The sequence below is a fragment of the Tardiphaga sp. GW822-FHT04G09 genome (assembly GCF_058800725.1).
On record NZ_JBXAMO010000022.1, the window covers coordinates 61,270 to 86,907 of the forward strand.

General features: G+C 61.8%; 22 protein-coding genes. 20 read left to right on the plus strand and 2 right to left on the minus strand.

What is annotated here, in order from left to right:
* Positions 1-3: 3 nt before the first annotated feature.
* The 11 genes from nuoL (at position 4) to AC1RLZ_RS26475 (ending at position 12,705) form a co-directional block, all read left to right on the plus strand.
* Complete coding sequence (gene nuoL, locus AC1RLZ_RS26425; RefSeq protein WP_493191040.1) at positions 4-2,088, plus strand: NADH-quinone oxidoreductase subunit L; 2,085 nt, start codon at positions 4-6, stop codon at positions 2,086-2,088.
* A gap of 14 nt (positions 2,089-2,102) precedes the next feature.
* Positions 2,103-3,608: an NADH-quinone oxidoreductase subunit M gene (locus tag AC1RLZ_RS26430; protein ID WP_493191041.1), complete on the plus strand. Its 1,506-nt coding sequence runs from the start codon at positions 2,103-2,105 to the stop codon at positions 3,606-3,608.
* A gap of 25 nt (positions 3,609-3,633) precedes the next feature.
* A complete protein-coding gene (gene nuoN / locus AC1RLZ_RS26435; protein ID WP_493191042.1) occupies positions 3,634-5,070 on the plus strand; it encodes an NADH-quinone oxidoreductase subunit NuoN in 1,437 nt (478 codons plus the stop codon).
* Positions 5,071-5,889: a biotin--[acetyl-CoA-carboxylase] ligase gene (locus AC1RLZ_RS26440; RefSeq protein ID WP_493191043.1), complete on the plus strand. Its 819-nt coding sequence runs from the start codon at positions 5,071-5,073 to the stop codon at positions 5,887-5,889.
* A complete protein-coding gene (locus AC1RLZ_RS26445; RefSeq protein ID WP_493191044.1) occupies positions 5,886-7,550 on the plus strand; it encodes a ribonuclease J in 1,665 nt (554 codons plus the stop codon). Before AC1RLZ_RS26440 ends, AC1RLZ_RS26445 begins: the two co-directional genes overlap by 4 nt.
* A gap of 30 nt (positions 7,551-7,580) precedes the next feature.
* Entirely contained in the window at positions 7,581-7,985 is a 405-nt protein-coding gene (gene mce, locus AC1RLZ_RS26450) for a methylmalonyl-CoA epimerase (protein ID WP_315841857.1), read from the plus strand.
* A 7-nt stretch (positions 7,986-7,992) separates the two neighbouring features.
* Positions 7,993-8,268 carry a DUF1467 family protein gene (locus AC1RLZ_RS26455; protein WP_371423166.1) on the plus strand — a complete coding sequence of 92 codons (276 nt, stop codon included), beginning with the start codon at positions 7,993-7,995 and terminating at the stop codon, positions 8,266-8,268.
* 56 nt (positions 8,269-8,324) lie between these two features.
* A complete protein-coding gene (locus AC1RLZ_RS26460) occupies positions 8,325-8,705 on the plus strand; it encodes a hypothetical protein (protein ID WP_493191045.1) in 381 nt (126 codons plus the stop codon).
* A 615-nt stretch (positions 8,706-9,320) separates the two neighbouring features.
* On the plus strand, positions 9,321-10,640 hold the full coding sequence (gene proS, locus AC1RLZ_RS26465) for a proline--tRNA ligase (RefSeq protein WP_493191046.1): 1,320 nt from the start codon (positions 9,321-9,323) through the stop codon (positions 10,638-10,640).
* Positions 10,641-10,716: 76 nt separating this feature from the next.
* Positions 10,717-11,997: a lipoprotein-releasing ABC transporter permease subunit gene (locus AC1RLZ_RS26470; RefSeq protein ID WP_493191047.1), complete on the plus strand. Its 1,281-nt coding sequence runs from the start codon at positions 10,717-10,719 to the stop codon at positions 11,995-11,997.
* A gap of 9 nt (positions 11,998-12,006) precedes the next feature.
* Positions 12,007-12,705, plus strand: coding sequence for an ABC transporter ATP-binding protein (locus AC1RLZ_RS26475; protein ID WP_371422734.1), 699 nt, complete (start codon positions 12,007-12,009; stop codon positions 12,703-12,705).
* Between the two features lie 52 nt (positions 12,706-12,757).
* Here the strand turns inward: AC1RLZ_RS26475 and AC1RLZ_RS26480 are convergent, their stop codons facing one another.
* On the minus strand, positions 12,758-13,057 hold the full coding sequence (locus AC1RLZ_RS26480; protein WP_493191048.1) for a DUF3551 domain-containing protein: 300 nt from the start codon (positions 13,055-13,057) through the stop codon (positions 12,758-12,760).
* A 633-nt stretch (positions 13,058-13,690) separates the two neighbouring features.
* Between AC1RLZ_RS26480 and dnaE the strand changes: the two genes are divergently transcribed.
* A complete protein-coding gene (gene dnaE, locus AC1RLZ_RS26485) occupies positions 13,691-17,170 on the plus strand; it encodes a DNA polymerase III subunit alpha (RefSeq protein WP_493191049.1) in 3,480 nt (1,159 codons plus the stop codon).
* Positions 17,171-17,180: 10 nt separating this feature from the next.
* Here the strand turns inward: dnaE and AC1RLZ_RS26490 are convergent, their stop codons facing one another.
* Complete coding sequence (locus tag AC1RLZ_RS26490; RefSeq protein WP_493191050.1) at positions 17,181-17,408, minus strand: hypothetical protein; 228 nt, start codon at positions 17,406-17,408, stop codon at positions 17,181-17,183.
* Between the two features lie 548 nt (positions 17,409-17,956).
* Between AC1RLZ_RS26490 and AC1RLZ_RS26495 the strand changes: the two genes are divergently transcribed.
* The 8 genes from AC1RLZ_RS26495 (at position 17,957) to rseP (ending at position 25,482) form a co-directional block, all read left to right on the plus strand.
* A complete protein-coding gene (locus tag AC1RLZ_RS26495; RefSeq protein WP_371422731.1) occupies positions 17,957-18,949 on the plus strand; it encodes a 30S ribosomal protein S2 in 993 nt (330 codons plus the stop codon).
* Between the two features lie 200 nt (positions 18,950-19,149).
* Positions 19,150-20,073, plus strand: a complete 924-nt coding sequence (tsf, locus tag AC1RLZ_RS26500) for a translation elongation factor Ts (protein WP_493191051.1) — start codon at positions 19,150-19,152, stop codon at positions 20,071-20,073.
* Between the two features lie 67 nt (positions 20,074-20,140).
* Positions 20,141-20,857 (plus strand): UMP kinase, encoded by a 717-nt coding sequence (gene pyrH / locus AC1RLZ_RS26505; RefSeq protein WP_068730867.1) that lies wholly within the window; start codon positions 20,141-20,143, stop codon positions 20,855-20,857.
* A 70-nt stretch (positions 20,858-20,927) separates the two neighbouring features.
* Complete coding sequence (gene frr, locus AC1RLZ_RS26510; RefSeq protein ID WP_371422739.1) at positions 20,928-21,485, plus strand: ribosome recycling factor; 558 nt, start codon at positions 20,928-20,930, stop codon at positions 21,483-21,485.
* 90 nt (positions 21,486-21,575) lie between these two features.
* Positions 21,576-22,331 (plus strand): isoprenyl transferase, encoded by a 756-nt coding sequence (locus AC1RLZ_RS26515; RefSeq protein WP_371422728.1) that lies wholly within the window; start codon positions 21,576-21,578, stop codon positions 22,329-22,331.
* A gap of 77 nt (positions 22,332-22,408) precedes the next feature.
* Positions 22,409-23,059: a phosphatidate cytidylyltransferase gene (locus AC1RLZ_RS26520; RefSeq protein WP_493191066.1), complete on the plus strand. Its 651-nt coding sequence runs from the start codon at positions 22,409-22,411 to the stop codon at positions 23,057-23,059.
* Positions 23,060-23,063: 4 nt separating this feature from the next.
* Positions 23,064-24,287, plus strand: a complete 1,224-nt coding sequence (dxr, locus tag AC1RLZ_RS26525; RefSeq protein WP_493191052.1) for a 1-deoxy-D-xylulose-5-phosphate reductoisomerase — start codon at positions 23,064-23,066, stop codon at positions 24,285-24,287.
* A gap of 43 nt (positions 24,288-24,330) precedes the next feature.
* A complete protein-coding gene (gene rseP / locus AC1RLZ_RS26530) occupies positions 24,331-25,482 on the plus strand; it encodes an RIP metalloprotease RseP (RefSeq protein WP_493191053.1) in 1,152 nt (383 codons plus the stop codon).
* The last annotated feature ends 156 nt before the right edge of the window (positions 25,483-25,638 follow it).

Sequence of the window (25,638 nt, forward strand, 5' to 3'; positions counted from 1 at the left end):
GTTATGATCCAGGCTCTCGTATTCCTGCCGCTGATCGGCGCGCTGATCGCCGGCTTTATCGCCATTCTGGGTGCGCATGGGCGTAACCCGAGCGGCGACGAGATGGACCACGCGCATGACGACCACGGTCACGGCGATGCCGGCGCGCATGCACATGCTGCGCATGGGCATGACGATCACGGTCACGATGATCACGACGACCATCACCACGTTGCCGAGCCGGCCGCGGCCGGCTCGCGCGCAGCCGAGCTGATCACCGCCGGTCTGCTGGTGGTGTCGGCGGTGCTGTCCTGGATGACCTTCGTTGATGTAGCCTTCATGCATCACGATGCCCGTATCGTGCTGCTGAACTGGATCAATTCGGGCGACCTGCAACTGTCCTGGACGCTGCGCGTCGATACGCTGACCGCCGTGATGCTCGTCGTCGTCACCACGGTGTCGTCGCTCGTGCACATCTATTCGCTCGGCTATATGGAAGACGATCCGAACCGGCCGCGCTTCATGGCGTATCTGTCGCTGTTCACCTTCATGATGCTGATGCTGGTGACGGCCGACAACCTGCTGCAGCTGTTCTTCGGCTGGGAAGGTGTGGGTCTTGCCAGCTACCTGCTGATCGGTTTCTGGTTCAAGAAGCCCTCGGCCAATGCGGCGGCGATCAAGGCCTTCGTGGTCAACCGCGTCGGCGACTTCGGCTTCCTGCTCGGCATCTTCGCGCTGTTCATGCTGGTCGGCTCGACCGATCTGGACACCATCTTCGCTAGCGCGCCTGGTCTGGCCGGCAAGACGATCAACTTCTTCGGCTGGCACGCTGATGCGCTGACATTGACCTGTCTGCTGCTGTTCGTCGGCGCGATGGGCAAGTCAGCCCAGTTCCTGCTGCACACCTGGCTGCCGGACGCCATGGAAGGCCCGACGCCCGTGTCGGCGCTGATCCACGCGGCGACCATGGTCACCGCTGGCGTCTTCATGGTCGCCCGCATGTCGCCGCTGTTCGAGCTCGCGCCGAATGCGCAGGCCGTCGTGATGCTGGTCGGCGCGACCACTGCATTCTTCGCCGCGACCATTGGTCTGGTGCAGAACGACATCAAGCGCATCGTCGCTTACTCGACCTGTTCGCAGCTCGGCTACATGTTTGTGGCGCTGGGGACGGGGGCTTACTCGGTCGCCATGTTCCACCTGTTCACGCACGCTTTCTTCAAGGCGCTGTTGTTCCTGGGCTCGGGCTCGGTGATCTACGCGATGCATCACGAGCAGGACATCCGGAAGATGGGTGGCTTGTGGAACAAGATCCCGTTCACCTATGCGATGATGACCATCGGCACGCTGGCGCTGACCGGTTTCCCGTTCACCGCCGGCTATTTCTCGAAGGACGCGATCATCGAAGCGGCTTACGCCTCGCACACCCAGTTCGCCTTCTACGGCTTCCTGATGACCGTGGTCGCGGCGCTGCTGACCTCGTTCTATTCATGGCGTCTGGTGTTCAAGACGTTCCATGGCGAGCCGCACGACAAGAAGCATTACGATGCGGCCCATGAAGCGCCGCTGTGGATGCTGGTCCCGCTGGCCGTGCTGGGCATCGGATCGTTCGCCGCCGGCTTCCCGTTCAAGGAACTGTTCGCAGGCCATCACGTCGGTGAGTTCTTCCGGGAATCGCTGAAGATGAACCCGCACATCATCGAGGAGATGCACCACATTCCCGGCTGGGTCCCCTATGTGCCGACCGTGATGATGGTGCTCGGTTTCCTGATTTCGTATCTGTTCTATGTTCGCAAGCCGTATCTGCCTGTCGAACTCGCGAACCAGCATCCGCTGCTCTACAAGTTCCTGCTCAACAAGTGGTACTTCGACGAGCTCTACGAGATCATCTTCGTTCGCCCGGCCAAGTGGATCGGCCGCTTCCTGTGGAAGAAGGGCGACGGCATGGTCATCGACGGCCTTGGGCCTGACGGTGTCGCGGCCCGCGTGCTCGATATCACGCGCGGCGCAGTCAAGCTGCAGACCGGTTACCTCTATCACTATGCCTTCGCGATGCTGATCGGCGTCGCGGGGTTGATCACCTGGTTTATCTTCGGCCTGGGGGGCCAGTAACAATGGCGTCCGTCATGACATGGCCGGTTCTTTCGGTCGTCACCTTCCTGCCGGTCGTCGGCGCGATCCTGATTTATCTCAGCCGCGGCGACGATGAGGCCGCGCAGGGCAATGCGCGCTGGATCGCGCTCTGGACCACGCTGATCACCTTCGCGGTGTCGCTGATCCTGGTGATGCGCTTCGATCCGTCGAATGGCGACTTCCAGTTCGTCGAAAAGGCACCGTGGCTGGCCGCCACCATCAACTACCACATGGGCGTGGACGGCATTTCGCTGCCCTTCGTGATCCTGACCACCGCCCTGATGCCGTTCTGCATCCTGTGCAGTTGGAAGTCGGTCACCAAGCGTGTCCGCGAATACATGATCGCGTTCCTGTTCCTGGAAACGCTGATGATCGGCACCTTCTCGGCGCTGGATCTGGTGCTGTTCTATCTGTTCTTCGAAGGCGGCCTGATCCCGATGTTCCTGATCATCGGCATCTGGGGCGGCCCGCGCCGCGTCTATGCCGCGTTCAAGTTCTTCCTCTACACGTTCCTCGGCTCGGTGCTGATGCTGCTGGCCATCATGGCGCTGTACTGGAATGCCGGCACGACCGACATTCCGACGCTGATGCACACCGCCGTGCCGCGCAGTCTGCAGACTTGGGCGTGGCTGGCGTTCTTCGCGTCGTTCGCGGTGAAGATGCCGATGTGGCCGGTGCACACCTGGCTGCCTGACGCGCACGTCGAAGCGCCGACGGCCGGTTCGGTCGTGCTGGCTGCGATCCTGCTGAAGATGGGCGGCTACGGCTTCCTGCGCTTCTCGCTGCCGATGTTCCCGGATGCCTCGGTCTATTTCGCGCCGATGGTCTGGACGCTCTCCGTGATCGCGATCGTCTATACGTCGCTCGTCGCCTTGATGCAGGAAGACATCAAGAAGCTGATCGCCTACTCATCGGTCGCGCATATGGGCTATGTGACGATGGGCATCTTCGCCGGCACGACGCAGGGCGTCTCCGGCGCGGTGTTCCAGATGGTATCGCATGGCATCGTGTCGGGCGCGCTGTTCCTCTGCGTCGGCGTCGTCTACGACCGCCTGCATACCCGCGAGATTGCGGCCTATGGCGGCCTCGTCAACCGGATGCCGATTTATGCGGCGCTGTTCATGGTCTTCACCATGGCCAATGTCGGTCTGCCCGGCACCTCCGGCTTCGTCGGTGAATTCCTGACGCTGATCGGCACCTTCAAGGTCTCGATCGCGACGGCGACCTTCGCCTGCGCGGGCGTCATCCTGTCGGCGGCCTATGCGCTGTGGCTGTACCGCAAGGTCGTGTTCGGTGAACTGACCAAGCCGGCGCTGCAGGGCATCAAGGATATCACGTTCCGGGAAGGCCTGGTGCTGGTGCCGCTGGTCATTCTCACCATTCTGTTCGGAGTCTATCCGAAGCCGGTGCTCGACATGTCGGCGGCTTCGATCCAGCTCCTCGTTAACAATTACGCTGCTGCAACGTCTGCCGTGAAGGCAGCCGCGCTGCTGCAATGACCGCAGCAGATCAGGATAACGCGCAATGACGATTACGACCGCCGGATATTCCCTGCTGCCCGTACTGCCGGAGCTGATGCTCGCGGTTGGCGCCATGGCGCTGCTGATGATCGGTGCCTTCAACGGACCGAAGATCACGGGCCTCGTCACCACACTGGCCGTCTGCCTGCTGGTGGTGGTGGGCGCGGCTGAAATCATGCTGCCCGCCGGCAAGCATGTCACCTTTGCCGGCAGCTTCATCGTCGATGATTATGCGCGCTTCCTGAAGGTGCTGGCGATCATCGCATCGGCCGTGACGCTGATCCTGTCGCGCGAATTCCTCGCGGACCAGTCCCGTCGCATCTTCGAATACGCCATCCTGGTGCTGCTCTCGACGCTCGGCATGATGGTGCTGATCTCGGCCGGCGATCTGATCATGCTGTATCTCGGCCTCGAACTGATGAGCCTGTCGCTCTATGTCGTCGCAGCTTCCAACCGCGACAATGCAAAGTCGACCGAGGCCGGCCTGAAGTATTTCGTGCTGGGCGCGCTGTCGTCCGGCATGCTGCTCTACGGCGCTTCCATGGTCTACGGCTTCACCGGCACGGTGTCCTTCGCCGGCATTGCCGCCGAAGCCAAGACGGGCAGTATCGGCCTCGTATTCGGCCTCGTGTTCCTGCTTGCGGGCCTCTGCTTCAAGGTCTCGGCCGTGCCGTTCCATATGTGGACGCCCGATGTCTATGAAGGCGCGCCGACGCCCGTCACCGCTTTCTTCGCCTCGGCCCCGAAGGTCGCCGCGCTGGCGGTGTTCACCCGTGTTGCGCTGACCGCGTTCCCGGGCATTGTCGTGCAGTGGCAGCAGGTCGTGGTGTTCGTGTCACTGGCCTCGATGGTGCTGGGCTCGTTCGCCGCCATCGGCCAGACCAACATCAAGCGCCTGATGGCCTATTCGTCGATTGGCCATATGGGCTTCGCGCTGGTCGGCCTTGCCGCCGGCACCCAGGAGGGCGCGCAGGGCGTGCTGGTCTATATCGCGATCTATGTGGCGATGACCCTCGGTACCTTCGCCATCATTCTGACCATGAAGCGGGGCGGCCAGCCCGTTGAGACGATCAAGGATTTCGCCGGCCTGTCGCGTACCAATCCGATCATCGCCTTCTTCTTCGCGATGTTCCTGTTCTCGCTGGCGGGCGTGCCGCCGCTGGCCGGCTTCTTCGGCAAGTTCTACGTCTTCATGGCGGCCATCAAGTCGGGCCTGTTCGTGCTGGCCGTGGTCGGCGTGCTGGCCAGCGTGGTGGGCGCGTTCTACTACCTGTCGATCGTGAAGCTGATGTATTTCGACGAGCCGGTCGGAAAGCTCGATCCGATGCGCGTCGAGCTGCGCACGGTGCTGGCTGTGGCAGGCATCTTCAACGTGCTGTTCTTCGTCTATCCGGCGCCTCTGGTCAGCGCGGCAGCATTCGCAGCGAAGTCGCTGTTCTAGATGGCATTTTCGCTCGGTCCCCGAGCCCTCGCGGCGGGCACGAAGCTCGCCGCATTCGACAGCACCGGTTCGACCAACACTGAAGCCATGGACCGCGCGCGCGCAGGCGGGCGCGGTCCGATGTGGTTTGTCACCACTGAACAGACGGCCGGCCGCGGCCGCCGCCATCGGCCATGGGTCGCGCCCCGCGGGAACCTCGCCAGTTCGGTGCTTGAAGTTCTTGATGTGACGCCGTCGGTCGCAGCCACGCTGGGCTTCGCGGCCGGCGTCGCTGTTGAGAAGGCACTCCGGCAGATCAGCGTCGAAGCCGCGATACGGGCGCCTCAGTCGGCCGCGAATGATTATCGGCTGAAATGGCCGAACGACGTTCTGGCGGGCGGCCATAAGCTGGTCGGCATGAATCTGGAAGCGGAAGCAGCGCCGAACGGCCAGCTTGCCGTTGTCGTCGGGATCGGCACCAATGTGGTGGCAGCGCCTGACAACATGCCTTATCCGGTTGCTTGTCTGCATGCGATGGGCGTTGGCGCCAGCGCCGAAGACCTGTTTTCGGCGCTTTCGGACACCTGGCACGAGATGCGCGGCATCTGGGATTTGGGCCGCGGGTTTGCCGAGATTCGGCGGCAGTGGCTGGAGCGTGCAGCGGGGATCGGTCAGCCGGTGTCCGTGGACAATGGCGCGCAGACGATTTCGGGAATTTTCGACACCATTGATGAGGCCGGCTGTATGATTGTCGCGACAGCGGATCGCCGGCGAATCCCTATTACCGCCGGCGATGTTCATTTCGGATCGGCCGCGTCGACAAGGACAGAATACAAATGACGCGACCCAATGAATTGACCTTCGCACCACTGGGAGGCGTCGGCCAGATTGGCATGAACCTGTCGATCTATGGCCTCGCAGGAAAGTGGCTGGCGATCGATCTTGGTGTTTACTTCGGCGACGAGGAACATCTGCCCGGCATTGATCTCGTCATGCCCGACGTGCGCTTCCTGGAAAAGGAAAAGAAGAATCTCGTCGGTCTCGTCCTCACCCATGCCCATGAGGACCATTTTGGCGCCATCATCGACCTGTGGCCCAAGCTGAAATGTCCGATCTATGCGACGCAGTTCAGCGCCGCGCTGTTCGAGGCCAAATGCGCCAGCGAGCGCAATCCGCCGAAGATTCCCGTCACCGTGGTCCCGTCGGGCGGCCGGATTAATCTTGGCCCGTTCGATATCGAGTTCATTCCGGTCGCACATTCGATTCCGGAATCCCATGCAATCGCGCTGCACACGCCGCTCGGCACCGTGCTGCATACCGGCGACTGGAAGATCGATCCGACGCCGATCATCGGCAAGCCCACGGATGAACGGCGCCTGCGCGAACTCGGCGATCAGGGCGTGCTGGCCATCATCGGCGACTCCACCAATGCCGTGCGGGAAGGGCGCTCTCCGTCGGAAATGGAAGTCGGCAAGACCATCACCGAACTGGTGAAGGCCGCCAAGGGCCGCGTCGCGGTGACGACCTTCGCCTCCAACGTGGCGCGTCTGCGTGCTGTCGCCGATGCTGCGCTGGCCTCGGGCCGCGAAGTCGTGGTGGTGGGCCGCGCCATGGAGCGCGTCGTGCAGGTAGCACGCGAGACCGGTTTCCTCGATGGCGTGCAGCCGTTTCGCAACGCAGATTATTACGGCCATTTCCCGCCGGACAAGGTGATCGCGCTCTGCACCGGCAGCCAGGGCGAGCCGCGGGCCGCACTGGCGCGCATCGCCAACAACGATCATCCGATGGTGACGCTCAACAGGGGCGACACGGTGATCTTCTCGTCGCGTACCATTCCCGGCAATGAGAAGGCCGTCGGCACCATCATCAATGGTCTGGTCACGCAGGGCATCGAGGTGATCACCGACCGCAATGCGCTGGTGCATGTCTCCGGCCATCCGCGGCAGGACGAACTGCGCGACATGATTTCCTGGGTGCGTCCGCAACTGCTGATCCCTGTCCATGGCGAAGCGCTGCATCTGCACGAGCATGCCAAGCTGGCGCGCGCCTGCGGCGTGCCGCGGACCATGATCGTCAAGAACGGCGACCTGGTGCGTCTGGCTCCCGGCGATCCCGCTGTAATCGATGAGTTGCCGTCGGGCCGGATGTTCAAGGACGGCCTCATTCTCGAGGACTCCAAGTCCCGTGCCGTGACCGAACGGCGCCGGCTGTCCTTTGCCGGCTGCGCGTTCGTGGCATTGGCCGTGACCATGAAGGGCGAACTCGTCGATGATCCTGCGGTCGATCTGATCGGCATTCCCGAAAAGAACCTCAAGGGCGAGGTGATGGAGGATGTCGTGTTCGACATCGTCGTCAACATCGTCGAGAACCTGCCCAAGGCGCGCAAGCGCGATCCGGATGCGATGGCGGAGTCGGTGCGACGCGCTGTCCGCTCGTCACTCGCCGATCAATGGGGCAAGAAGACGATGTGCTACGTTCACATCCTGCAGGTCGAAGACTAAAAACGAAGAAACAAGAATACGGAGGACACCATGCTGGGCCGGCTCAATCATGTGGCGATTGCCGTCGCGGATGCGGAGAAAGCTGCGAAGATCTATGGCACCGCCTTCGGCGCCGAGATTTCCGCGACCGTGCCGTTGCCGGAACATGGCGTGATCACCGTGTTCGCGACGCTGCCGAACACCAAGATCGAGTTCATCCAGCCGCTCGGTGCGGATTCGCCGATCGCCAAATTCGTCGAGCGCAATCCCGACGGCGGCATTCATCACATCTGCTATGAGGTGCCGGACATCATCGCTGCGCGCGATAACCTGATCAAGGAAGGCGCGCGCGTGCTTGGCGACGGCCAGCCGAAGATCGGCGCCCACGGCAAGCCTGTGCTGTTCCTGCATCCCAAGGATTTCTCGGGCGCGCTCGTCGAAATCGAACAGTCCTGAGGACCCGATGGCCTACACGATCTCGACGTCGCTCGCGGTCTATTTCGTCATCTGGTGGATCACGCTGTTCCTGACGCTGCCATTCGGCGTGCGCAGCCAGCATGAGGACGGGGAGAGCACTGACGGCACCGATCCCGGTGCACCCGTGCTGGCGCGGATGGGGCGCAAGCTGATCTGGACCACGCTGATTTCGGCGGTGCTGTTCGCGGTCGGCATGTATGCGTATCGCATGGACTACTTCAACATCGAGCGGCTCTCGAAGCTGATGGGCGTGCCGATCTAGGTGCACTTGTTTTTGAGCGAGTACTGATTTGGTCCTGTGTCGTTCGGAGCAGCCATATGAAGCGCTTTCTTCTGTTCCTGTTGCTTGGGCCGGCCGTCGGCTTCGCAGTGTTCGAACTGCGTGAAATTGCCAGCGGCAGGATCATCGGCGGCTTTCCCGGCTTCATCATGGGATTGCCCTTTGCCTACTGGTTCGGGCTCATCCCGTCGCTGGTGATGTGGCTCGAGGACTGGTTCCTCGAAGACAAGATGCGGTTGTGGCCGAAGGTGCTGACCTCGGCGCTGACCGGCTATGTGGTGAGCATCGCCATGATGTTGATCTGGACGTCGGTGTCGATCCCGCTGCGTCAGATCCTCACATTCGGAATCGTCGGCGCAGTGCAGGGCCTGGTCTGTTCGTGGCTGTCGGGCATTAAGCCGAAGGGCAGTGCGCTGTAGTACGAAATGGCCGATTGAAGGATGGGGAGAACGTCTTCGCGAAACCCGTCACTTTGCACCAGGTGCCATTGATGGGTTTCGCTCCGGCGCAACGCGCCTGCGCTCTATACAGCCTACGAGTCCTCACCTGCTCTTCGGAAATTTGTCGAAAAAAAAGAGCAGGGCCGCAGCCCTGCTCGGAAAATTGTGTCGACCCTATTACCCCAAACTTTGGATTTTATCCTTGCTTAGCGGGTTGACGCTGCTTGAGCGCGTCAGGGCTCCTCCCGAGACTTGGACCACCAGACTCTGTCCTTACGAACCGCCTGAGTTACGACTCGTAGCTCAACTTTTTTTGTTTGTCATCAATTTCAGCAATGTGTGTTCAAAATTCGGGCAAGCGTAGAATGGGACCCTTTACGTCGTCTTCGGACCTCCTGGATTCGCTCTGGCCGCCCCCAGAAACGGGAGCCATCTGACAGCCTGGGAGAGAATTCGCCAGGCGAACGGAATTAAGCCCCGATTGCCGGCTTCAAGTCGCGGACTACCCGACGGCGGCCTGTTGCCCTTGTATTTTGGCGGCCGATCCGGTTTCACTCGCGTTCTCCCGTGTCCCTCCGATTCCCAGGCCTAACCATGCGATTGTCGCGTTATTTTCTGCCCATTCTCAAGGAAACGCCGAAGGAAGCGGAGATCGTCTCGCACCGGCTCATGCTGCGTGCCGGCATGATCCGGCAGGAAGCCGCCGGCATCTATGCCTGGCTGCCGCTGGGTCTGCGGGTGCTGAAGAAGATCGAGCAGATCGTCCGTGAGGAGCAGAACAGGGCAGGCGCCATCGAGCTCCTGATGCCGACACTGCAACTCGCCGATCTCTGGCGCGAAAGTGGGCGCTACGACGCCTATGGGCCGGAGATGCTGCGCATCGTGGACCGGCACAAGCGGGAGCTTCTCTACGGGCCGACCAACGAGGAAATGATCACCGAAATCTTCCGTGGCTATGTGAAGTCCTACAAGAGCCTGCCGCTGAACCTGTACCACATCCAGTGGAAATTCCGCGACGAGCAGCGTCCGCGTTTCGGCGTGATGCGCGGCCGCGAATTCCTGATGAAGGATGGCTATTCATTCGACATCGATGAGGCGGCGGCGAAGCGCTCCTATAACCAGATGTTCGTCGCTTATCTGCGCACCTTTGCGCGGATGGGCCTGAAGGCGATCCCGATGCGGGCCGAGACTGGTCCGATCGGCGGCGATCACAGCCACGAATTCATTGTGCTCGCGGAGACTGGCGAGTCCGGCGTGTTCTGTGACAGCGAGGTGCTCAACCTGCCGGTGCCGCCGGCCGATGTTGATTACAATGGCGATCTTACTGGCATCATCGATCAGTGGACCTCGATCTATGCGGCCACCGAAGACGTCCACGACGCCGCGCGGTTCGAGCGTGAAGTGCCGGCGGAGCGCCGGCTCAACACCCGCGGCATCGAGGTCGGCCAGATCTTCTATTTCGGCACCAAGTATTCAGACGCGATGAAGGCGACCGTCGCCGGTGCCGATGGTGCCGAGACGCCGATCCATGGCGGCTCCTACGGTGTCGGCGTGTCGCGGCTGCTGGGCGCGATCATCGAGGCCTGCCACGACGAGAACGGCATCAAGTGGCCCGAGGAAGTGGCGCCGTTCCGTGCCGCGATCCTCAACCTGAAGCAGGGCTCGGCCGATACGGATGCGGCCTGCGAGGCGCTCTACAAGGAGCTCTCGGCCAAGGGTGTCGATGTGCTCTATGACGACACCGACCAGCGGGCCGGCGGCAAGTTCGCCACCGCCGATCTGATCGGCGTACCCTGGCAGATCCTCGTCGGCCCGAAGGGGCTGGCCGAAGGCAAGGTCGAGTTGAAGCGGCGTGACGACGGCTCGCGTGAGAATATCAGTGCCGCCGAGGTCGTCGCAAAGCTGACGTCCTGACAACTTATCCACTGTGTGGTCGCCGCATCGCACACGATGCGGCTAGAATAAGCCCGATTCGTATGGGAGTCGGGCGATGGATGATGCCATGAGCGAGCCAGTTCGAACCCCACCCTTCGCCGCCTTCGAATGGCTGCTGTCCGGACGCTATCTCCGTGCGCGCCGCAAGGAAGGCTTTATCTCCGTCATTGCCGGCTTCTCGTTCCTGGGCATCATGCTCGGCGTCGCCACGCTGATCATCGTGATGGCCGTGATGAACGGCTTCCGCAAGGAACTGCTCGACAAGATTCTGGGTCTCAACGGGCATCTGCTGGTGCAGCCGCTTGAAAGCCCGCTGACCGACTGGAAGGACGTCGCTGACCGTATCAATGGCGTGAACGGTATCCGTCTGGCGGCGCCCGTGGTGGATGGCCAGGGACTGGGCTCATCGGCATTCGGTGCCGCCGGCATCTTCATTCGCGGCATCCGTGCCGGCGATCTCAACAATCTCACCTCGATCGCCAAGAACATCAAACAAGGCACGCTCGAAGGTTTCGATGACGGCCAGGGTGTCGCGATCGGTCGCAGGCTGGCCGATCAGTTGTCGATCCATGCCGGCGACATGATCACATTGATCTCGCCGAAAGGGGCGGTGACCCCGATGGGCACGACGCCGCGCATCAAGCCCTACAAGGTTGCGGCGGTGTTCGAGATCGGCATGTCCGAATATGACTCGACCTTCGTGTTCATGCCGCTGGCCGAGGCACAGACCTATTTCAATCGCCCGTCCGATGTGACCTCGATCGAGGTCTACACCAACAATCCCGACCGGATCGACGAGTACCGCAAGCTGGTGACCGAGGCTGCGGGGCGGCCGGTCTTCCTGGTGGACTGGCGGCAGCGCAACTCCACCTTCTTCAACGCGCTGCAGGTCGAGCGCAACGTTATGTTCCTGATCCTGACGCTGATCGTGCTGGTAGCGGCGCTGAACATCGTCTCCGGCCTGATCATGCTTGTGAAGGACAAAGGTAGCGACATTGCCATCCTCCGCACCATGGGTGCCTCTCAAGGCTCGATCATGCGGGTATTCCTGATCACGGGGGCTGCGATCGGTGTGGTCGGCACGCTGGTCGGGTTCATTGTCGGGCTTCTGGTCTGCTTCAATATCGAGTCGATCCGGCAATTCATCTCGTGGATGACATCCACGGAGCTGTTCTCGCCGGAACTGTATTTCCTGTCCAAGCTGCCGGCCGAGGTTGATATCGGCGAAACCAGCGCGGTGGTCATTATGGCGCTGACGCTGTCGTTCCTCGCCACCCTGTATCCGTCGTGGCGCGCCGCACGCCTCGATCCCGTCGATGCGCTAAGATACGAGTGAGTGACTGACATGGCGCAAGGGGCAGATGATGTACCGGTGGTTTATCTCCACGACATCAAGCGGCAATACACCCAGGGCGAAAGCGTTCTGACCATTCTCGACAATGCCAAGCTGGCATTGTGGGCGGGACAGTCGGTCGCGCTGGTGGCGCCGTCGGGCTCGGGCAAGTCCACGTTGCTGCATATTGCGGGCCTGCTTGAGAGCCCGGATGACGGCGAGGTCTATGTCGGCGGCACTGCGACCTCGGGCCTGTCGGACACGGAGCGTACCCAGATCCGCCGTACCGATATCGGTTTCGTCTATCAGTCGCACCGGTTGCTGCCGGAATTCACCGCGCTGGAAAACGTCATGCTGCCGCAGATGATCCGCGGCCTGAAGCGCTCTGAAACGGTCTCGCGCGCCAAGGAAATCCTGGCCTATCTCGGCCTCGGTGAGCGCATCACCCATCGCCCCGCAGAACTGTCAGGCGGCGAGCAGCAGCGCGTTGCGATCGCACGTGCGGTGGCCAATGCACCGCGCGTGTTGTTTGCCGATGAGCCGACGGGAAATCTCGATCCGCACACCGCGGATCATGTCTTCAAGGCGCTGATGCAGCTGGTGAAGGCGACCAAGGTGGCGATGTTGATCGCGACCCATAACATGGAACTGGCCGGTCGCATGGACCGCCGGGTGTCTTTGGAAAATGGCAAGGTCGTCGAACTGGACTGACCCCCCATTTCGTTCGAGACAGATGGCGAAGCGCCGCGAACGGCGCCATCGCTCAGTGGTTGCGGTTACGCTTGCGCTTCACGCGCGGCTGCTGCGGTGCGTAGGTCTGCGCATAGGCCAGCGCCGGATTGGCGAAGCAGGTCAGGCCGATGCCCGACGCCGTCGCGGCGCACTGCGCATAGGTGCGGTAGCTGCAGTCATCGTCGTCATAGAGCGAGCGCATGCAGAACGGATAGCCGCTCGGCGTGTTGAACGAGAACGGGCCGGGATCAACGGGCTGGGCCGCAGCGGGCATGCCGGTGAGGGCCGAAATAGCGCCGAGGGCGACCAGAGCAAGCAGGGCTGCGCGCATCGAATTCTCCTGCCGACTCAGATGGTCGGCTGCATGTGATCTCTGACCGGCACAAAGCCGGTCTGAGAGGTATTCGTCAACTCACAAAGCCGGACTCCGCTTCGCATCCGGTGTCGGAAACATGCCGTAACAGGGCTTGGTCGGCATGTGCGACGCAATACCGGGCAGATGATCTCCGGCGCGGGAAGGAGCTGGGTTGGCCGGGCGCGAAGCGTACCGACTTGCCGTTTTAACCATCCGAATACGAAGCAGGATGCGCCCGGATCGCCCGCTTGACTCCAGGAACAGAATGAGAACAATGTTCTTCATATGTTCCAGAGATCACGGAGGCCACCATGTTGAAGACCTTTGTTGAAGAAGCTGCTGCACTGGCATCGATCGTTCTGTTCGTCGGCATGATTGCGGTCTGGGCGCAGCTGATCCCCCAGCTGTGATCCTGTTCCGGGACGCTGGTTGCGAAGCCAGCGCCGGGACTGACAAGCATTCTCCTGGGAATGCGGGGACGTTTCCGGACCTGAGCGGGTTTCACATGGACTCCTCCCGGAGCAGGTATCACGATGATGCTGCGAGTCGGCCTGAACAGGCCGCCGCGACCCCCATCAGTGATTGCCAAGTTCCGGATTGCCCCACGCCATGAGTCAGAAGCCCGCCGCAGCGTCCAATGCCGGATTCGTGCATCTTCACGTGCATTCGGCCTATTCGCTGCTGAAGGGCTCCATCAAGATCCAGAAACTGGTGGACCTGGCCAAGGCCGATCACCAGCCGGCGCTGGCGCTGACCGACTCGGACAACATGTTCGGCGCGCTGGAATTCTCCGAGAAGCTGGTGGGCTACGGCATCCAGCCAATCACCGGCTGCGAGGTCGCCATCGATTTCGGCGACCAGGATCCCAATGCCCGCAACGCGCTGAACGCGGTGATGCCGCGAATCGTGCTGCTGGCTGCCAAGGAGCGCGGCTACAACAGCCTGATGAAGCTCAATTCCCGTGCGTTTCTGGAAACGCCGGCGCACCAGGCGCCGCATATCAAGCTGGAATGGCTGCTGGACGAGACCAGGGACCTGATTGCGCTGACCGGTGGACCTGATGGCCCGCTGAACCAGGCGCTGCTCGCGGATCAATCGGCGCTCGCGGCCGCCCGTTGCGACCGGCTGGCCGAGCTGTTCGGCGATCGGCTGTATATCGAATTGCAGCGCCACGGCGTCGAGAAGGAGCGTCGCGCCGAAGCGGGGCTGATCGATCTCGCTTACGCCAAGGGCATTCCCCTTGTCGCGACCAACGAGCCGTATTTCGCGGCTGCCGACGACTACGAAGCCCATGATGCGCTGTTGTGCATTGCCGGCGGCAGGATCATTGCCGAGAGTGATCGCGAGCAACTGACCGCGGACCATCGCTTCAAGACCCGCGCTGAAATGGCGGTGCTGTTCGCCGATATTCCCGAAGCATTGGCCTCAACCGTCGAGATCGCGGAACGCTGTTCCTATCGGCCACGCACGCGCAAGCCGATCCTGCCACGCTTCACGGTGGGCGCCGGCAGCAATGCGGAAGCTGCGGCACAGGAGGAATCCGACGAGTTGCGCCGGCAGGCCGAGGAGGGGCTGCGCAAGCGGCTCAAGGTCCACGGCATGGCGCAGGGGCTGAGCGCGGAAGACTACAACAAGCGGCTCGATTTCGAGCTCAACGTCATTACCCGCATGAATTACGCGGGCTACTTCCTGATCGTGTCCGACTTCATCAAATGGGCCAAGCTTCAGGGTATCCCTGTCGGACCGGGCCGTGGTTCGGGCGCAGGTTCGCTGGTCGCCTATGTGCTGACCATTACCGACCTTGACCCGTTGCAATTCGGCCTGCTGTTCGAGCGCTTTCTCAACCCGGAACGCGTCTCGATGCCCGACTTCGACATCGACTTCTGTCAGGATCGCCGCGGCGAGGTGATCACCTATGTGCAGCAGCGCTACGGTCGCGACCAGGTCGCGCAGATCATCACTTTCGGTACGCTGCAGGCGCGGGGTGTGCTGCGCGACGTCGGCCGTGTGCTGCAGATGCCCTATGGACAGGTCGACAAGCTGACCAAGCTGGTGCCGCAAAATCCTGCTGCGCCCGTGACGTTGGCTGCAGCGATCGAGAGTGAGCCGAAGCTGCAGGCCTTCCGCGACGAGGATCCGATCGTCGCCAAAGCCTTCGATATTGCACAACGCCTCGAAGGCCTGACGCGCCACGCCTCGACCCACGCTGCAGGCATCGTGATCGGCGACCGGCCGCTGTCGCAGCTCGTCCCGATGTATCGCGATCCGAAATCGGACATGCCGGTCACCCAGTTCAACATGAAGTGGGTCGAGCCTGCCGGTCTCGTGAAGTTCGACTTCCTCGGCCTGAAGACGCTCACCGTGCTCGACGTCGCGGTGAAACTGCTCAAGCAGCGCAACATCCATGTCGATCTTCCGACGCTGCCAATCACCGATGCCAAGAGCTACGAAATGTTGGCCCGCGGTGACGTGGTCGGCGTGTTCCAGGTTGAAAGTCAGGGCATGCGGCGCGCGCTGATCGATATGCGCCCCGACCGTTTCGAGGATATCATCGCACTGGTGGCGCTGTATCGCCCGGGCCCGATGGCGAACATCCCGACTTACTGCGCGCGCAAGCATGGCGATGAGGAGCCGGAATATCTGCATCCGATCATCGAGCCGATCCTGAAGGAAACCTTCGGCGTCATCATCTATCAGGAACAGGTGATGCAGATCGCGCAGGTCATGGCCGGCTATTCGCTCGGTGACGCCGACCTGCTGCGCCGCGCGATGGGCAAGAAGATCCGTGCCGAAATGGAAAAGCAGCGCGAGATCTTCGTTGCTGGCTCTGTAAAAAATGGCGTGCCGAAAGGGCAGGCCGATACGATCTTCGATCTGCTCGCCAAGTTCGCCGACTACGGCTTCAACAAGAGCCATGCCGCGGCCTATGCGCTGGTCTCGTATCACACCGCCTATATGAAGGCGCATTATCCGGTGGAGTTCATTGCGGCGTCGATGACGCTCGATATGGGCAATACCGACAAGCTGTCGGAATTCCGCGCCGAAGCGCAGCGCCTCGGTATCAAGGTCGAGGCGCCGAACATCAATCGCTCCGGCTCGACCTTCGAGGTCTCGGACAACACGATCTATTATGCGCTTGCAGCCCTCAAGGGCGTTGGTGCCAGTGCCGTCGATCTGATCGTCGAGGAGCGCAAGAAAGGCCCGTTCACGTCGCTGGCGGATTTCGCCTCACGCGCCAATCCGAAGGCCATCAACAAGCGCGTCATCGAAAGCCTCGCGGCTGCCGGCGCGTTCGATACGCTCGATCCGCATCGCTCGCGCGTGTTTGGCGGAGCCGATGCCATTCTCGCGGCGTGCCAGCGCGCCCATGAAGCAGTGAAGGTCGGGCAGAACGACATGTTCGGCGGGGCGGCCGATGCGCCCACCATCATGCTGCCGCAGATCGATAACTGGCTGCCGGCCGACAAGCTGCGCCGCGAATACGACGCCATCGGCTTCTTCCTGTCCGGCCATCCGCTTGACGATTACGCCACCGCGCTGAAGCGGCTGCGGGTGCAAAGCTGGGCCGAGTTCTGCCGCGCCGTCAAAACCGGCGCTACCGCGGGCAGGGTTGCGGCTACTGTTGTGTCACGCATGGAGCGTCGCACCAAAACCGGCAACAAGATGGGCATCATGGGCCTGTCCGACCCGACCGGGCATTTCGAGGCGGTGCTGTTCTCGGAGGGACTCGCCCAGTACCGTGACGTGCTGGAACCGGGTACCGCGGTGTTGCTGCAGCTCGGTGCGGAGCTGCAGGGCGAGGATGTCCGTGCCCGGGTGCTCCATGCCGAGCCTCTGGACGCCGCCGCCGCCAAGACGCAAAAAGGCCTCAGGGTGACCATGAAGGACACCAAGGCACTGGATTCGCTGGTCAAACGCCTCCAGCCGCAGCCGAGCAATGTCGCCGGCGGAGGCGACGTCTCGCTGATCCTGCGCCTCGACCTGCAAACTGAGGTCGAATTCAAGCTCGAAGGCCGCTTTCAGGTGTCTCCGCAGATCGCCGGCGCCATCAAGGCGGTTTCCGGCGTCGAAATGGTCGAAACGCTTTGATCCGCTGTGACTAGGCTGCAAGCACAGCCTTTTTGAGCGCTTCTGGAAGCGTAATCGGGCGAAACCACGCTCTGGGGTAGAGATAGTCTTCGCCAGATTCGTCGATGATCCGGAGCAAGCCGTTCTTCTCGGCCTCTGGGTCGGGAAGGGTAACGTAGATCTTTCGCCGCTCGAGCGAGGCGGCGTAGCCGTCATTGTTGAGGCATACAACCAGCTGTTTGGATGGTGTCTTTGCCATGATACCTGCCCTCAGAGCAGCTGCTTGATCTTATATTCCCTGCGACCGAGGCCAGTCGCCTCGTACCAGTGTATTTCAGCCAGACGGAGTTGGCCATCGGGCAGTCGAACGCTACCGATCCCCTTGCGCTTACGCCAGCGCCCGCGGCCATACGCCCTGCGAAGCCGGGCTATCTCACGGATGCCGGACCCGACGGCGATCGTCTCAATTTCGGTAATCTGGCCCAAAATCTCGAAATGCATCCTGAGATAGTGTTTTTGGCAGGCGTGCCCGTCAAGGTCGTGTTGCCGTCGGGTCGACGTCGGAGGACCCTAGGTGCCTTACGGCTATTCTCATGCGGCTGCCTACCCGTCATACGAGCCGCAACGACTGCCAGATGGTCCGTTTTGCCTTGCTTATCTCGGGAATCCGGCTATATACCGCGCCATCTCACACGGAAGCATGGCTTAATCGCCGTCCGGTGGCATCCGGGCTGCACGGCAGAATCCTCTGCCCGAACGCTCGTTTGCTCACACGCTTCCGGAGGAAACAACCGGAGAATTGATACTATGGCACTACCTGAATTTTCTATGCGTCAACTGCTCGAAGCTGGCGTCCACTTTGGTCACCAGTCGCACCGATGGAATCCGAAGATGGCGGATTATATCTTCGGCGCACGCAACAACATCCACATCATCGATCTCGCGCAGACCGTGCCTTTGCTGCACAACGCGCTGAAGGCTGTCAGCGACACCGTCGCCAGGGGCGGCCGCATCCTGTTCGTCGGCACCAAGCGCCAGGCCCAGGACGTTGTTGCTGAAGCTGCGAAGCGTTCGGCGATGTACTTCGTCAATTCGCGCTGGCTCGGCGGCACGCTGACCAACTGGAAGACCATCTCCGGCTCGATCAAGCGTCTGCGTCACCTCGACGAAGTGCTGAACTCCGGCGACGCGTCGGCCTATACGAAGAAAGAGCGTCTGACGCTGCAGCGCGAGCGCGACAAGCTCGATCGCTCGCTGGGCGGCATCAAGGACATGGGCGGTCTGCCCGACCTGATCTTCGTGATCGACACGAACAAGGAAGACATCGCGATCCAGGAAGCCCAGCGTCTGGGCATCCCGGTGGCGGCAATCGTCGACACCAATTCGGATCCGAAGGGCATCACCTATGTGGTCCCGGGCAATGACGACGCCGGTCGTGCATTGTCGCTGTATTGCGACTTGATCGCACGCGCCGTCATCGACGGCATCTCGCGCGCCCAGGGCGACTCGGGCTTCGACATCGGTGCCTCGGCTGCTCCGATCGCTGAAGCCATTCCGGCTCCGGAAGCTGGCTTCCAGGGCCTGGCCGGTCCGCGCGGCACTGCCGACGATCTCAAGAAGCTCACCGGCGTGTCCGGTGCGATCGAGAAGAAGTTCAACGACCTCGGCATCTTCCACTACTGGCAGCTGGCCGAACTCGATCACGACACCGCCCACAAGATTGGCGAAGAAGTCGGTCTTCCGGCCCGTGCCGACGGTTGGGTCGCCCAGGCCAAGGCGATGACGGCGGAAGCCGAGTAACGCGCAGGCATGATCCCGAAACCGGTATTCCGGTTTCGGACATGATCATGCCGGTGCGAGAGCCAAGAAACTATTGTGCGGCCGTCATCCCGGCCGCACTTTCCATCTCTACACTTCACTTGATGATAGTTCCTGCGGCGTAACGCGATTGATCAGCACCGGCTGGCTCGCAGGCGCCCCGACAGGCAAAGGGTTCAACGATGGCAACAATTACTGCAGCGATGGTCAAGGACCTCCGCGAGACCACCGGCGTCGGCATGATGGATTGCAAGAACGCGCTGGCCGCCAATGACGGCGACATGCAGGCGTCAATCGACTGGCTGCGTGCAAAGGGCCTGTCCAAGGCTGCCAAGAAGTCTGACCGCATTGCCGCGGAAGGCCTGATCGGCCTCGTTACCGCCGGCACCAAGGGCGTTGTGGTCGAAGTCAATTCCGAGACCGACTTCGTGGCGCGCAACGATCAGTTCCAGGGGTTGGTCAAGATGATCGCCCAGGTCGCGCTCAAGGTTGGCGCCGATGTCGACGCTATCAAGGCGCACAAGGTCGGCGACGTCACCGTCGAGACCGCGATCACCGAAGCCATCGCCACCATCGGCGAGAACATGACGCTGCGCCGCGCTGCCACGCTGGAAGTCAGCGCCGGTGTGGTGTCGAGCTACGTTCACAACGCCGTCATCGATGGCCTCGGCAAGATGGGCATCATCGTCGCGCTGGAATCCACCGGCAAGGCCGATGAGCTGGCGATCCTCGGCAAGCAGATCGCGATGCATGTCGCCGCTGCCAATCCGCAGGCGCTGGACTCGGCCGGCCTCGATCCGGCCGTCGTTGCTCGCGAGAAGGAAGTGATGGCGGACAAGTATCGCCAACAGGGCAAGCCGGAAGCGATGATCGAGAAGATCGTCGAGAACGGCCTGAAGACCTACTACAAGGAAGTCTGCCTGCTGGATCAGGCTTTCATCCACGACACCGGCAAGTCGGTGGCGCAGGCCGTCAAGGAAGCCGAAGGCAAGGTCGGTGCGCCGATCAAGCTCGCTGGCTTCGTGCGCTACGCGCTCGGTGAAGGCATCGAGAAGCAGACTTCGGACTTCGCTGCCGAAGTTGCCGCCGCCAGCGGCCAGAAGTAAGACGAACTGGAAGACCTCCCGGCGATCTACGCCGGGAGCTGCCGCCTCGAAAGGAAGCGATCGCATCATGGGTGAGCCGCTCTATCGTCGCGTCGTGATCAAGGTCTCGGGTGAGTCTTTCGCCGGAGGCCAGTCATTCGGTATCGATCAGCCGACTATCGACCGCATCGCCGTCGATCTCATTGCAGCCCAGAAACTTGGCGTCGAAGTCGCGGTCGTCGTCGGCGGCGGCAATATCTTCCGCGGCGTCGAGGTCTCGTCCCGTGGTGTGTCGCGCCCGACCGGCGATAGCATGGGCATGCTCGCTACCGTCATGAACTGCCTGGCACTGGAAGCTGCGATCGAGCGCCACGCCGTGCCTGCTCGTACGCTGTCGGCGATGGTGATGCCGCAGGTCTGCGAACTTTTCACACGCGCTGCCGCACATAAGTACCTGTCCGAGGGCCGCATCGTGCTGCTGGCTGGCGGTACCGGCAATCCGTTCTTCACCACCGACACGACCGCGGTGTTGCGCGCTGCCGAGATCGGCGCATCGGCCGTGCTCAAGGCGACCAATGTGGACGGCGTCTACAGCGCCGATCCAAAGAAGGATCCGAACGCGACGCGCTTCGAGCGCCTCAGCCATTCGCAGGCGGTGGAGGGGAACTACAAAGTCATGGATGCGACGGCTTTCGCGCTTGCCCGCGAGACTTCGCTGCCTATCATCGTGTTTTCGATCGCCGAACCGGGTTCGATCGGCGCCATTTTGACCGGTACTGGCCGCGGCACCATCGTCGCGGGCTGATTTAGACGGGTTCGGAGCGCCATTACCCGCTTCGCACCAGCAGGATACAAGGGAGAGCTGCATGGCCGCCATGGCCCCATTCGACATCAACGATCTCAAGCGCCGTATGCAGGGCTCGACCCAGTCGCTGAAGCACGAACTTGGCGGCCTGCGCACGGGGCGTGCCGCGGCTTCGATGCTGGAGCCGGTGCAGGTGGAAGCCTATGGCAGCCACATGCCGCTGAACCAGGTTGCGACCGTCAGTGTTCCCGAGCCGCGCCTGCTGTCGGTGCAGGTCTGGGACAAATCGATGGTCAAGGCGGTGGAGAAGGCAATCGTCGATTCCAACCTCGGCCTCAGCCCGGCAACCGAAGGCCAGATCCTGCGCCTGCGCATTCCCGAGCTGAACACCGAGCGTCGCAAGGAACTCGTGAAGGTCGCGCATAAATATGCCGAGGCGGCCAAGGTCGCTGTGCGCCACGTACGCCGCGACGGTCTCGACATCATCAAGAAGCTCGAGAAGGCCCACGAGATTTCCGAGGACGACCAGAAGCGACACGATGCCGAAGTGCAGAAGCTCACGGACAGCATGATCGCTGAAATCGATCAGTTGCTGGCGGCCAAGGAAAAGGAAATCATGACGGTCTAAGCGTCAGGAGCCGCTTTTAAGCTGTTGAAAAGCGTATGGTCCGCAAATTGGTCACATATGTGCCGGACCATAGGCTGGGGATTTTAATCGATGTCGAATGCCGCCGCGCCCGCAAATGATGGATCGGACCGATCCACGCCTTTGCATGTCGCGATCATCATGGACGGCAATGGACGCTGGGCTGCAGCGCGGGGGCTTCCGCGTGCCGAGGGTCATCGCCGCGGAGTCGAGGCACTGCGTCGTGTGGTGCGGGCGTCCAACGAACTCGGCATCCAGTATCTGACGATCTTCTCGTTCAGCTCGGAGAACTGGTCGCGGCCGGCGTCCGAGATCAGCGATCTGTTCGGCCTGCTGCGTCGCTTTATCCGCAACGACCTTGCCACGCTGCATCGCGATGGCGTGCGGGTGCGCGTAATCGGAGAGCGCGAGGGTCTCGATTCGGACATCTCGTCTCTGCTGAAGGAAGCCGAGGACCTGACGCGCAACAATACGCAGCTCAATCTCGTGGTCGCCTTCAATTACGGATCGCGGCACGAGATCGCCACGGCAGCGCAGCGCCTCGCGCGCGAAGTGGCCGAGGGCAAGCGCACGCCCGAAAGCATCAATGTCGATACGCTCGGCCAGTATCTCGACGCGCCGGACATTCCGGATCCCGATCTGATCATTCGCACCTCGGGCGAACAACGGCTGTCGAACTTCCTGATGTGGCAGGCCGCCTATAGCGAGTTCGTCTTCGTGCCGATCCACTGGCCCGATTTCGACAAGGCTGCGCTGGAAAGCGCCATTGCCGAATATGCCCGCCGCGAGCGGCGCTTCGGCGGTCTCGCCGCGAAAACCGGTTCGTGACCGGCGTGACCCAAGGTGACAAGACTGACGACAGTACGCCGAAGCAGGCGGACGACCGGGGACTGCGCAATCTGTTGATGCGCGTCCTGGCCGCGCTGGTGCTGATCCCCGTGGCTATTTTTGCAGCCTATACCGGGGGCTGGCTGTGGTTCGGCCTCGTGACGCTGGTGTCGGTTGGTCTCTTCCTGGAATGGCGGGCCATTGTCGGCAATCATGCCGGCTGGATCGGGCTCGGTTTCGTCTATGCCCTGGCTGCGTTTGCTGCGTCCGTTGTCGTGCGCCTCGATCCCGTTTGGGGCTTCTCGGCGCTGATGTTCATTCTGTTGGTGGTCTGGATGACCGACATCGGCGGCTATTTCGCCGGACGCGGCATCGGTGGCCCGAAACTGTGGCCACGCGTCAGCCCGAAGAAGACATGGGCGGGCGCCGTCGGCGGCTTTGTTCTTAGCCTCGCTGTTGCTGGCGGTTTTGCCGCGAATGGTCTCGGCAAATTGATGCCGCTACTGCTGATCGCTGCTGTGCTGACGGTGTTGTCGCAACTCGGCGACCTCTTCGAGTCTGCGGTGAAGCGCAAATTCGGCGTCAAGGATTCCGGCCAGATCATTCCTGGCCACGGCGGTCTGCTGGACCGCCTCGATGGCTATGTCTTCGCGGTGGTTGCTGCGGCAGTGATCGGTCTTTTACGCGGCGGCGCAGATGGCGTCGGCCGCGGTCTTATGGTTTGGTGATTTGATGAGCGCTGTTCCCCTGCGAAATAACAAGCCCGCCGCGTCCAGTCTGCGCAGCATCACTGTCCTCGGTGCGACCGGTTCGATCGGCGACAGCACCATGGATCTGCTGCGGGCGTCGCCCGAGCGGTATCAGATAGAGGCTTTGACCGCCAACGGGAACGTCGAAGGCGTGGTCAAGCTGGCCAAGGAATTCAACGCGCGCTTCGTGGCAGTCGCCGATGAATCCAAGCTGGGCGAACTCCGCGCGGCACTCGCCGGCACCGGGATCGCAAGCGGGGCAGGGGATAGCGCCATTGTCGAGGCCGCGCAGCGTCCGGCGGACTGGCTGATGGCCGCCGTGTCAGGCGCCGCCGGCCTGAAGCCCGCGCTCGCTGCCGTCGATCGCGGTGCAACCGTCGCACTGGCCAACAAGGAATGCCTCGTTTGCGCCGGCGATTTCTTCATGGATCGCGCCGCCAAGGCGGGCGCCTGCATCCTGCCGGCGGACAGCGAGCACAATGCGCTGTTCCAGGCGCTGGCCTCCGGCAGCCGCGAGGAACTGACCCGCGTCATCATTACAGCCTCGGGTGGCCCGTTCCGCACCTGGGCTGCTGCCGATATCGAGCAGGCAACGCTGGCGCAGGCGTTGAAACATCCGAACTGGTCGATGGGGCAGAAAATTACCATCGACTCCGCTTCGATGATGAACAAGGGCCTCGAAGTGATCGAGGCGTCCTATCTCTTCGCGCTGGCGCCGGACGAAATCGACGTGCTGGTGCATCCGCAGTCGATCATCCACGGCATGGTCGAGTTCCGCGATTATTCTGTCATGGCGCAGCTCGGTTCGCCCGACATGCGCACGCCGATCGCGCATTGCCTGGGTTGGCCGGACCGCATCCCGGGCCGTGCCGCGCCGCTCGATCTCGCCAAGATCGGGTCGCTGACCTTCGAGGCGCCGGATTACGCGCGCTTCCCCGGTCTGAAGCTGGCCTATGACGCGCTGCGCACCGGCAGCGGCGCGACCACGGTCTACAACGCGGCCAACGAGATCGCTGTGGCTGCCTTCATCGCCCAGAAGATCCGCTTTGGCGCCATTTCACGGCTGGTCGAAGCCACCATGAATGAATGGGTGAGGGCGGGGAATCTGGCGCCGTTGTCATCGGCGGATGACGCCATCGCTGTTGACCATAAAGCGAGAAAAATGGCTGCCACCCTCTTGCCTCAAATTGCCGCAAAGGCATCCTAGAGCATTGGGGACGGGGCCTTTGGCCTCGCGTTAGGGGATCGGGATGCTTGAGTTTTTCCAACATAGTTTCAGTACGTTAAGCCACGGATTTATTGGCTACATCATCCCCTTCCTGTTTGTCCTGACGATCGTGGTGTTCTTCCACGAACTCGGCCACTTTCTGGTAGCCCGCTGGAACGGCGTTAAGGTCCTGACATTCTCGCTTGGCTTCGGTCCTGAGCTCGTCGGCTTCAACGATCGCCACGGCACGCGCTGGAAGATTTCGGCGATCCCGCTTGGCGGCTACGTCAAATTCTTCGGCGACGAAAGCGAAGCCTCGACGCCATCCAGCGCTGCGCTGGAAGGCATGACGGCGGATGAGCGCAAAGGCAGCTTCCACCACAAACGGGTCGGTCAGCGCGCTGCCATCGTGGCCGCCGGACCGATCGCCAATTTCGTCCTTGCGATCGTCATTTTCACCTGTCTCTTCACGTTCTTCGGCAAGCCGAGCACGACCGCCAAGGTCGACTCTGTGCAGGCCGGCAGCGCGGCCGAGAAGGCCGGCTTCCAGTCAGGTGACATCATCAAGGCCATCGACGGCAAGGTGATCGGCAGCTTCTCCGACATGCAGCGCATCGTCGGCACCAAGGCTGGCGAGCAGTTGGCCTTCAGCGTCAAGCGAGGCGAAGCTGATGTCGAGCTGAAGGGAACGCCGGAACTTCGCGAGGTCAAAGACAGCTTTGGTAACGTCCATCGTCTCGGCGTCCTCGGCATTACCCGCGCGACCGCGGTTGGTGAAGCGACCACAGAGCGGGTCAATCCGGCGACCGCTTTCGTGCTTGGCGTCAAGGAGACCTGGTTCGTCGTGGACCGCACAATCGCCTATATCGGCGGCGTGTTCACCGGACGGGAAGCGGCTGACCAGATCGGCGGCCCGATGCGAATCGCCCAAATCTCGGGGCAGGTGGCGACCATTGGTCTGACTGCCCTGATTCACCTGGCTGCGGTTCTGTCGATCTCGATCGGGCTCCTGAACCTCTTCCCGGTGCCGCTGCTCGATGGCGGTCATCTTTTGTTCTATGCCGTCGAGGCCGTTCGAGGGCGTCCGCTGTCGGAGCGCGCGCAGGAGGTGGGCTTCCGCATTGGCCTCGGTTTGGTGCTGATGTTGATGGTATTTGCGACCTATAACGACATTCTTCACCTAGCTTCGTCATGATCAGGGCTGGGGGCAACGTGGCCGATGGGCAACGTCTTGGAATGAAATTAGAATTGCAGGACGAAAGGTCGTTTGCCAGTCAGGTAAAATTGGCTACAAGCTGGGCAAGTAAAGGGATTCTGTCAGACCGTAGGGGTGCGGGCTGGCGATGGAATG

Coding starts and splice junctions, on each gene's coding strand:
- AC1RLZ_RS26430 (WP_493191041.1), top strand. CDS start 2,103: ATGACATGGCCGGTTCTTTCGGTCGTCACCTTCCTGCCGGTCGTCGGC.
- rseP (WP_493191053.1), top strand. CDS start 24,331: ATGCTTGAGTTTTTCCAACATAGTTTCAGTACGTTAAGCCACGGATTT.
- AC1RLZ_RS26440 (WP_493191043.1), top strand. CDS start 5,071: ATGGCATTTTCGCTCGGTCCCCGAGCCCTCGCGGCGGGCACGAAGCTC.
- frr (WP_371422739.1), top strand. CDS start 20,928: ATGGCCCCATTCGACATCAACGATCTCAAGCGCCGTATGCAGGGCTCG.
- dnaE (WP_493191049.1), top strand. CDS start 13,691: ATGAGTCAGAAGCCCGCCGCAGCGTCCAATGCCGGATTCGTGCATCTT.
- AC1RLZ_RS26455 (WP_371423166.1), top strand. CDS start 7,993: ATGGCCTACACGATCTCGACGTCGCTCGCGGTCTATTTCGTCATCTGG.
- AC1RLZ_RS26480 (WP_493191048.1), bottom strand. CDS start 13,057: ATGCGCGCAGCCCTGCTTGCTCTGGTCGCCCTCGGCGCTATTTCGGCC.
- mce (WP_315841857.1), top strand. CDS start 7,581: ATGCTGGGCCGGCTCAATCATGTGGCGATTGCCGTCGCGGATGCGGAG.
- AC1RLZ_RS26490 (WP_493191050.1), bottom strand. CDS start 17,408: ATGGCAAAGACACCATCCAAACAGCTGGTTGTATGCCTCAACAATGAC.
- AC1RLZ_RS26515 (WP_371422728.1), top strand. CDS start 21,576: ATGTCGAATGCCGCCGCGCCCGCAAATGATGGATCGGACCGATCCACG.
- AC1RLZ_RS26445 (WP_493191044.1), top strand. CDS start 5,886: ATGACGCGACCCAATGAATTGACCTTCGCACCACTGGGAGGCGTCGGC.
- pyrH (WP_068730867.1), top strand. CDS start 20,141: ATGGGTGAGCCGCTCTATCGTCGCGTCGTGATCAAGGTCTCGGGTGAG.
- AC1RLZ_RS26495 (WP_371422731.1), top strand. CDS start 17,957: ATGGCACTACCTGAATTTTCTATGCGTCAACTGCTCGAAGCTGGCGTC.
- dxr (WP_493191052.1), top strand. CDS start 23,064: ATGAGCGCTGTTCCCCTGCGAAATAACAAGCCCGCCGCGTCCAGTCTG.
- nuoL (WP_493191040.1), top strand. CDS start 4: ATGATCCAGGCTCTCGTATTCCTGCCGCTGATCGGCGCGCTGATCGCC.
- AC1RLZ_RS26520 (WP_493191066.1), top strand. CDS start 22,409: ATGCGCGTCCTGGCCGCGCTGGTGCTGATCCCCGTGGCTATTTTTGCA.
- AC1RLZ_RS26470 (WP_493191047.1), top strand. CDS start 10,717: ATGGATGATGCCATGAGCGAGCCAGTTCGAACCCCACCCTTCGCCGCC.
- proS (WP_493191046.1), top strand. CDS start 9,321: ATGCGATTGTCGCGTTATTTTCTGCCCATTCTCAAGGAAACGCCGAAG.
- nuoN (WP_493191042.1), top strand. CDS start 3,634: ATGACGATTACGACCGCCGGATATTCCCTGCTGCCCGTACTGCCGGAG.
- tsf (WP_493191051.1), top strand. CDS start 19,150: ATGGCAACAATTACTGCAGCGATGGTCAAGGACCTCCGCGAGACCACC.
- AC1RLZ_RS26475 (WP_371422734.1), top strand. CDS start 12,007: ATGGCGCAAGGGGCAGATGATGTACCGGTGGTTTATCTCCACGACATC.
- AC1RLZ_RS26460 (WP_493191045.1), top strand. CDS start 8,325: ATGAAGCGCTTTCTTCTGTTCCTGTTGCTTGGGCCGGCCGTCGGCTTC.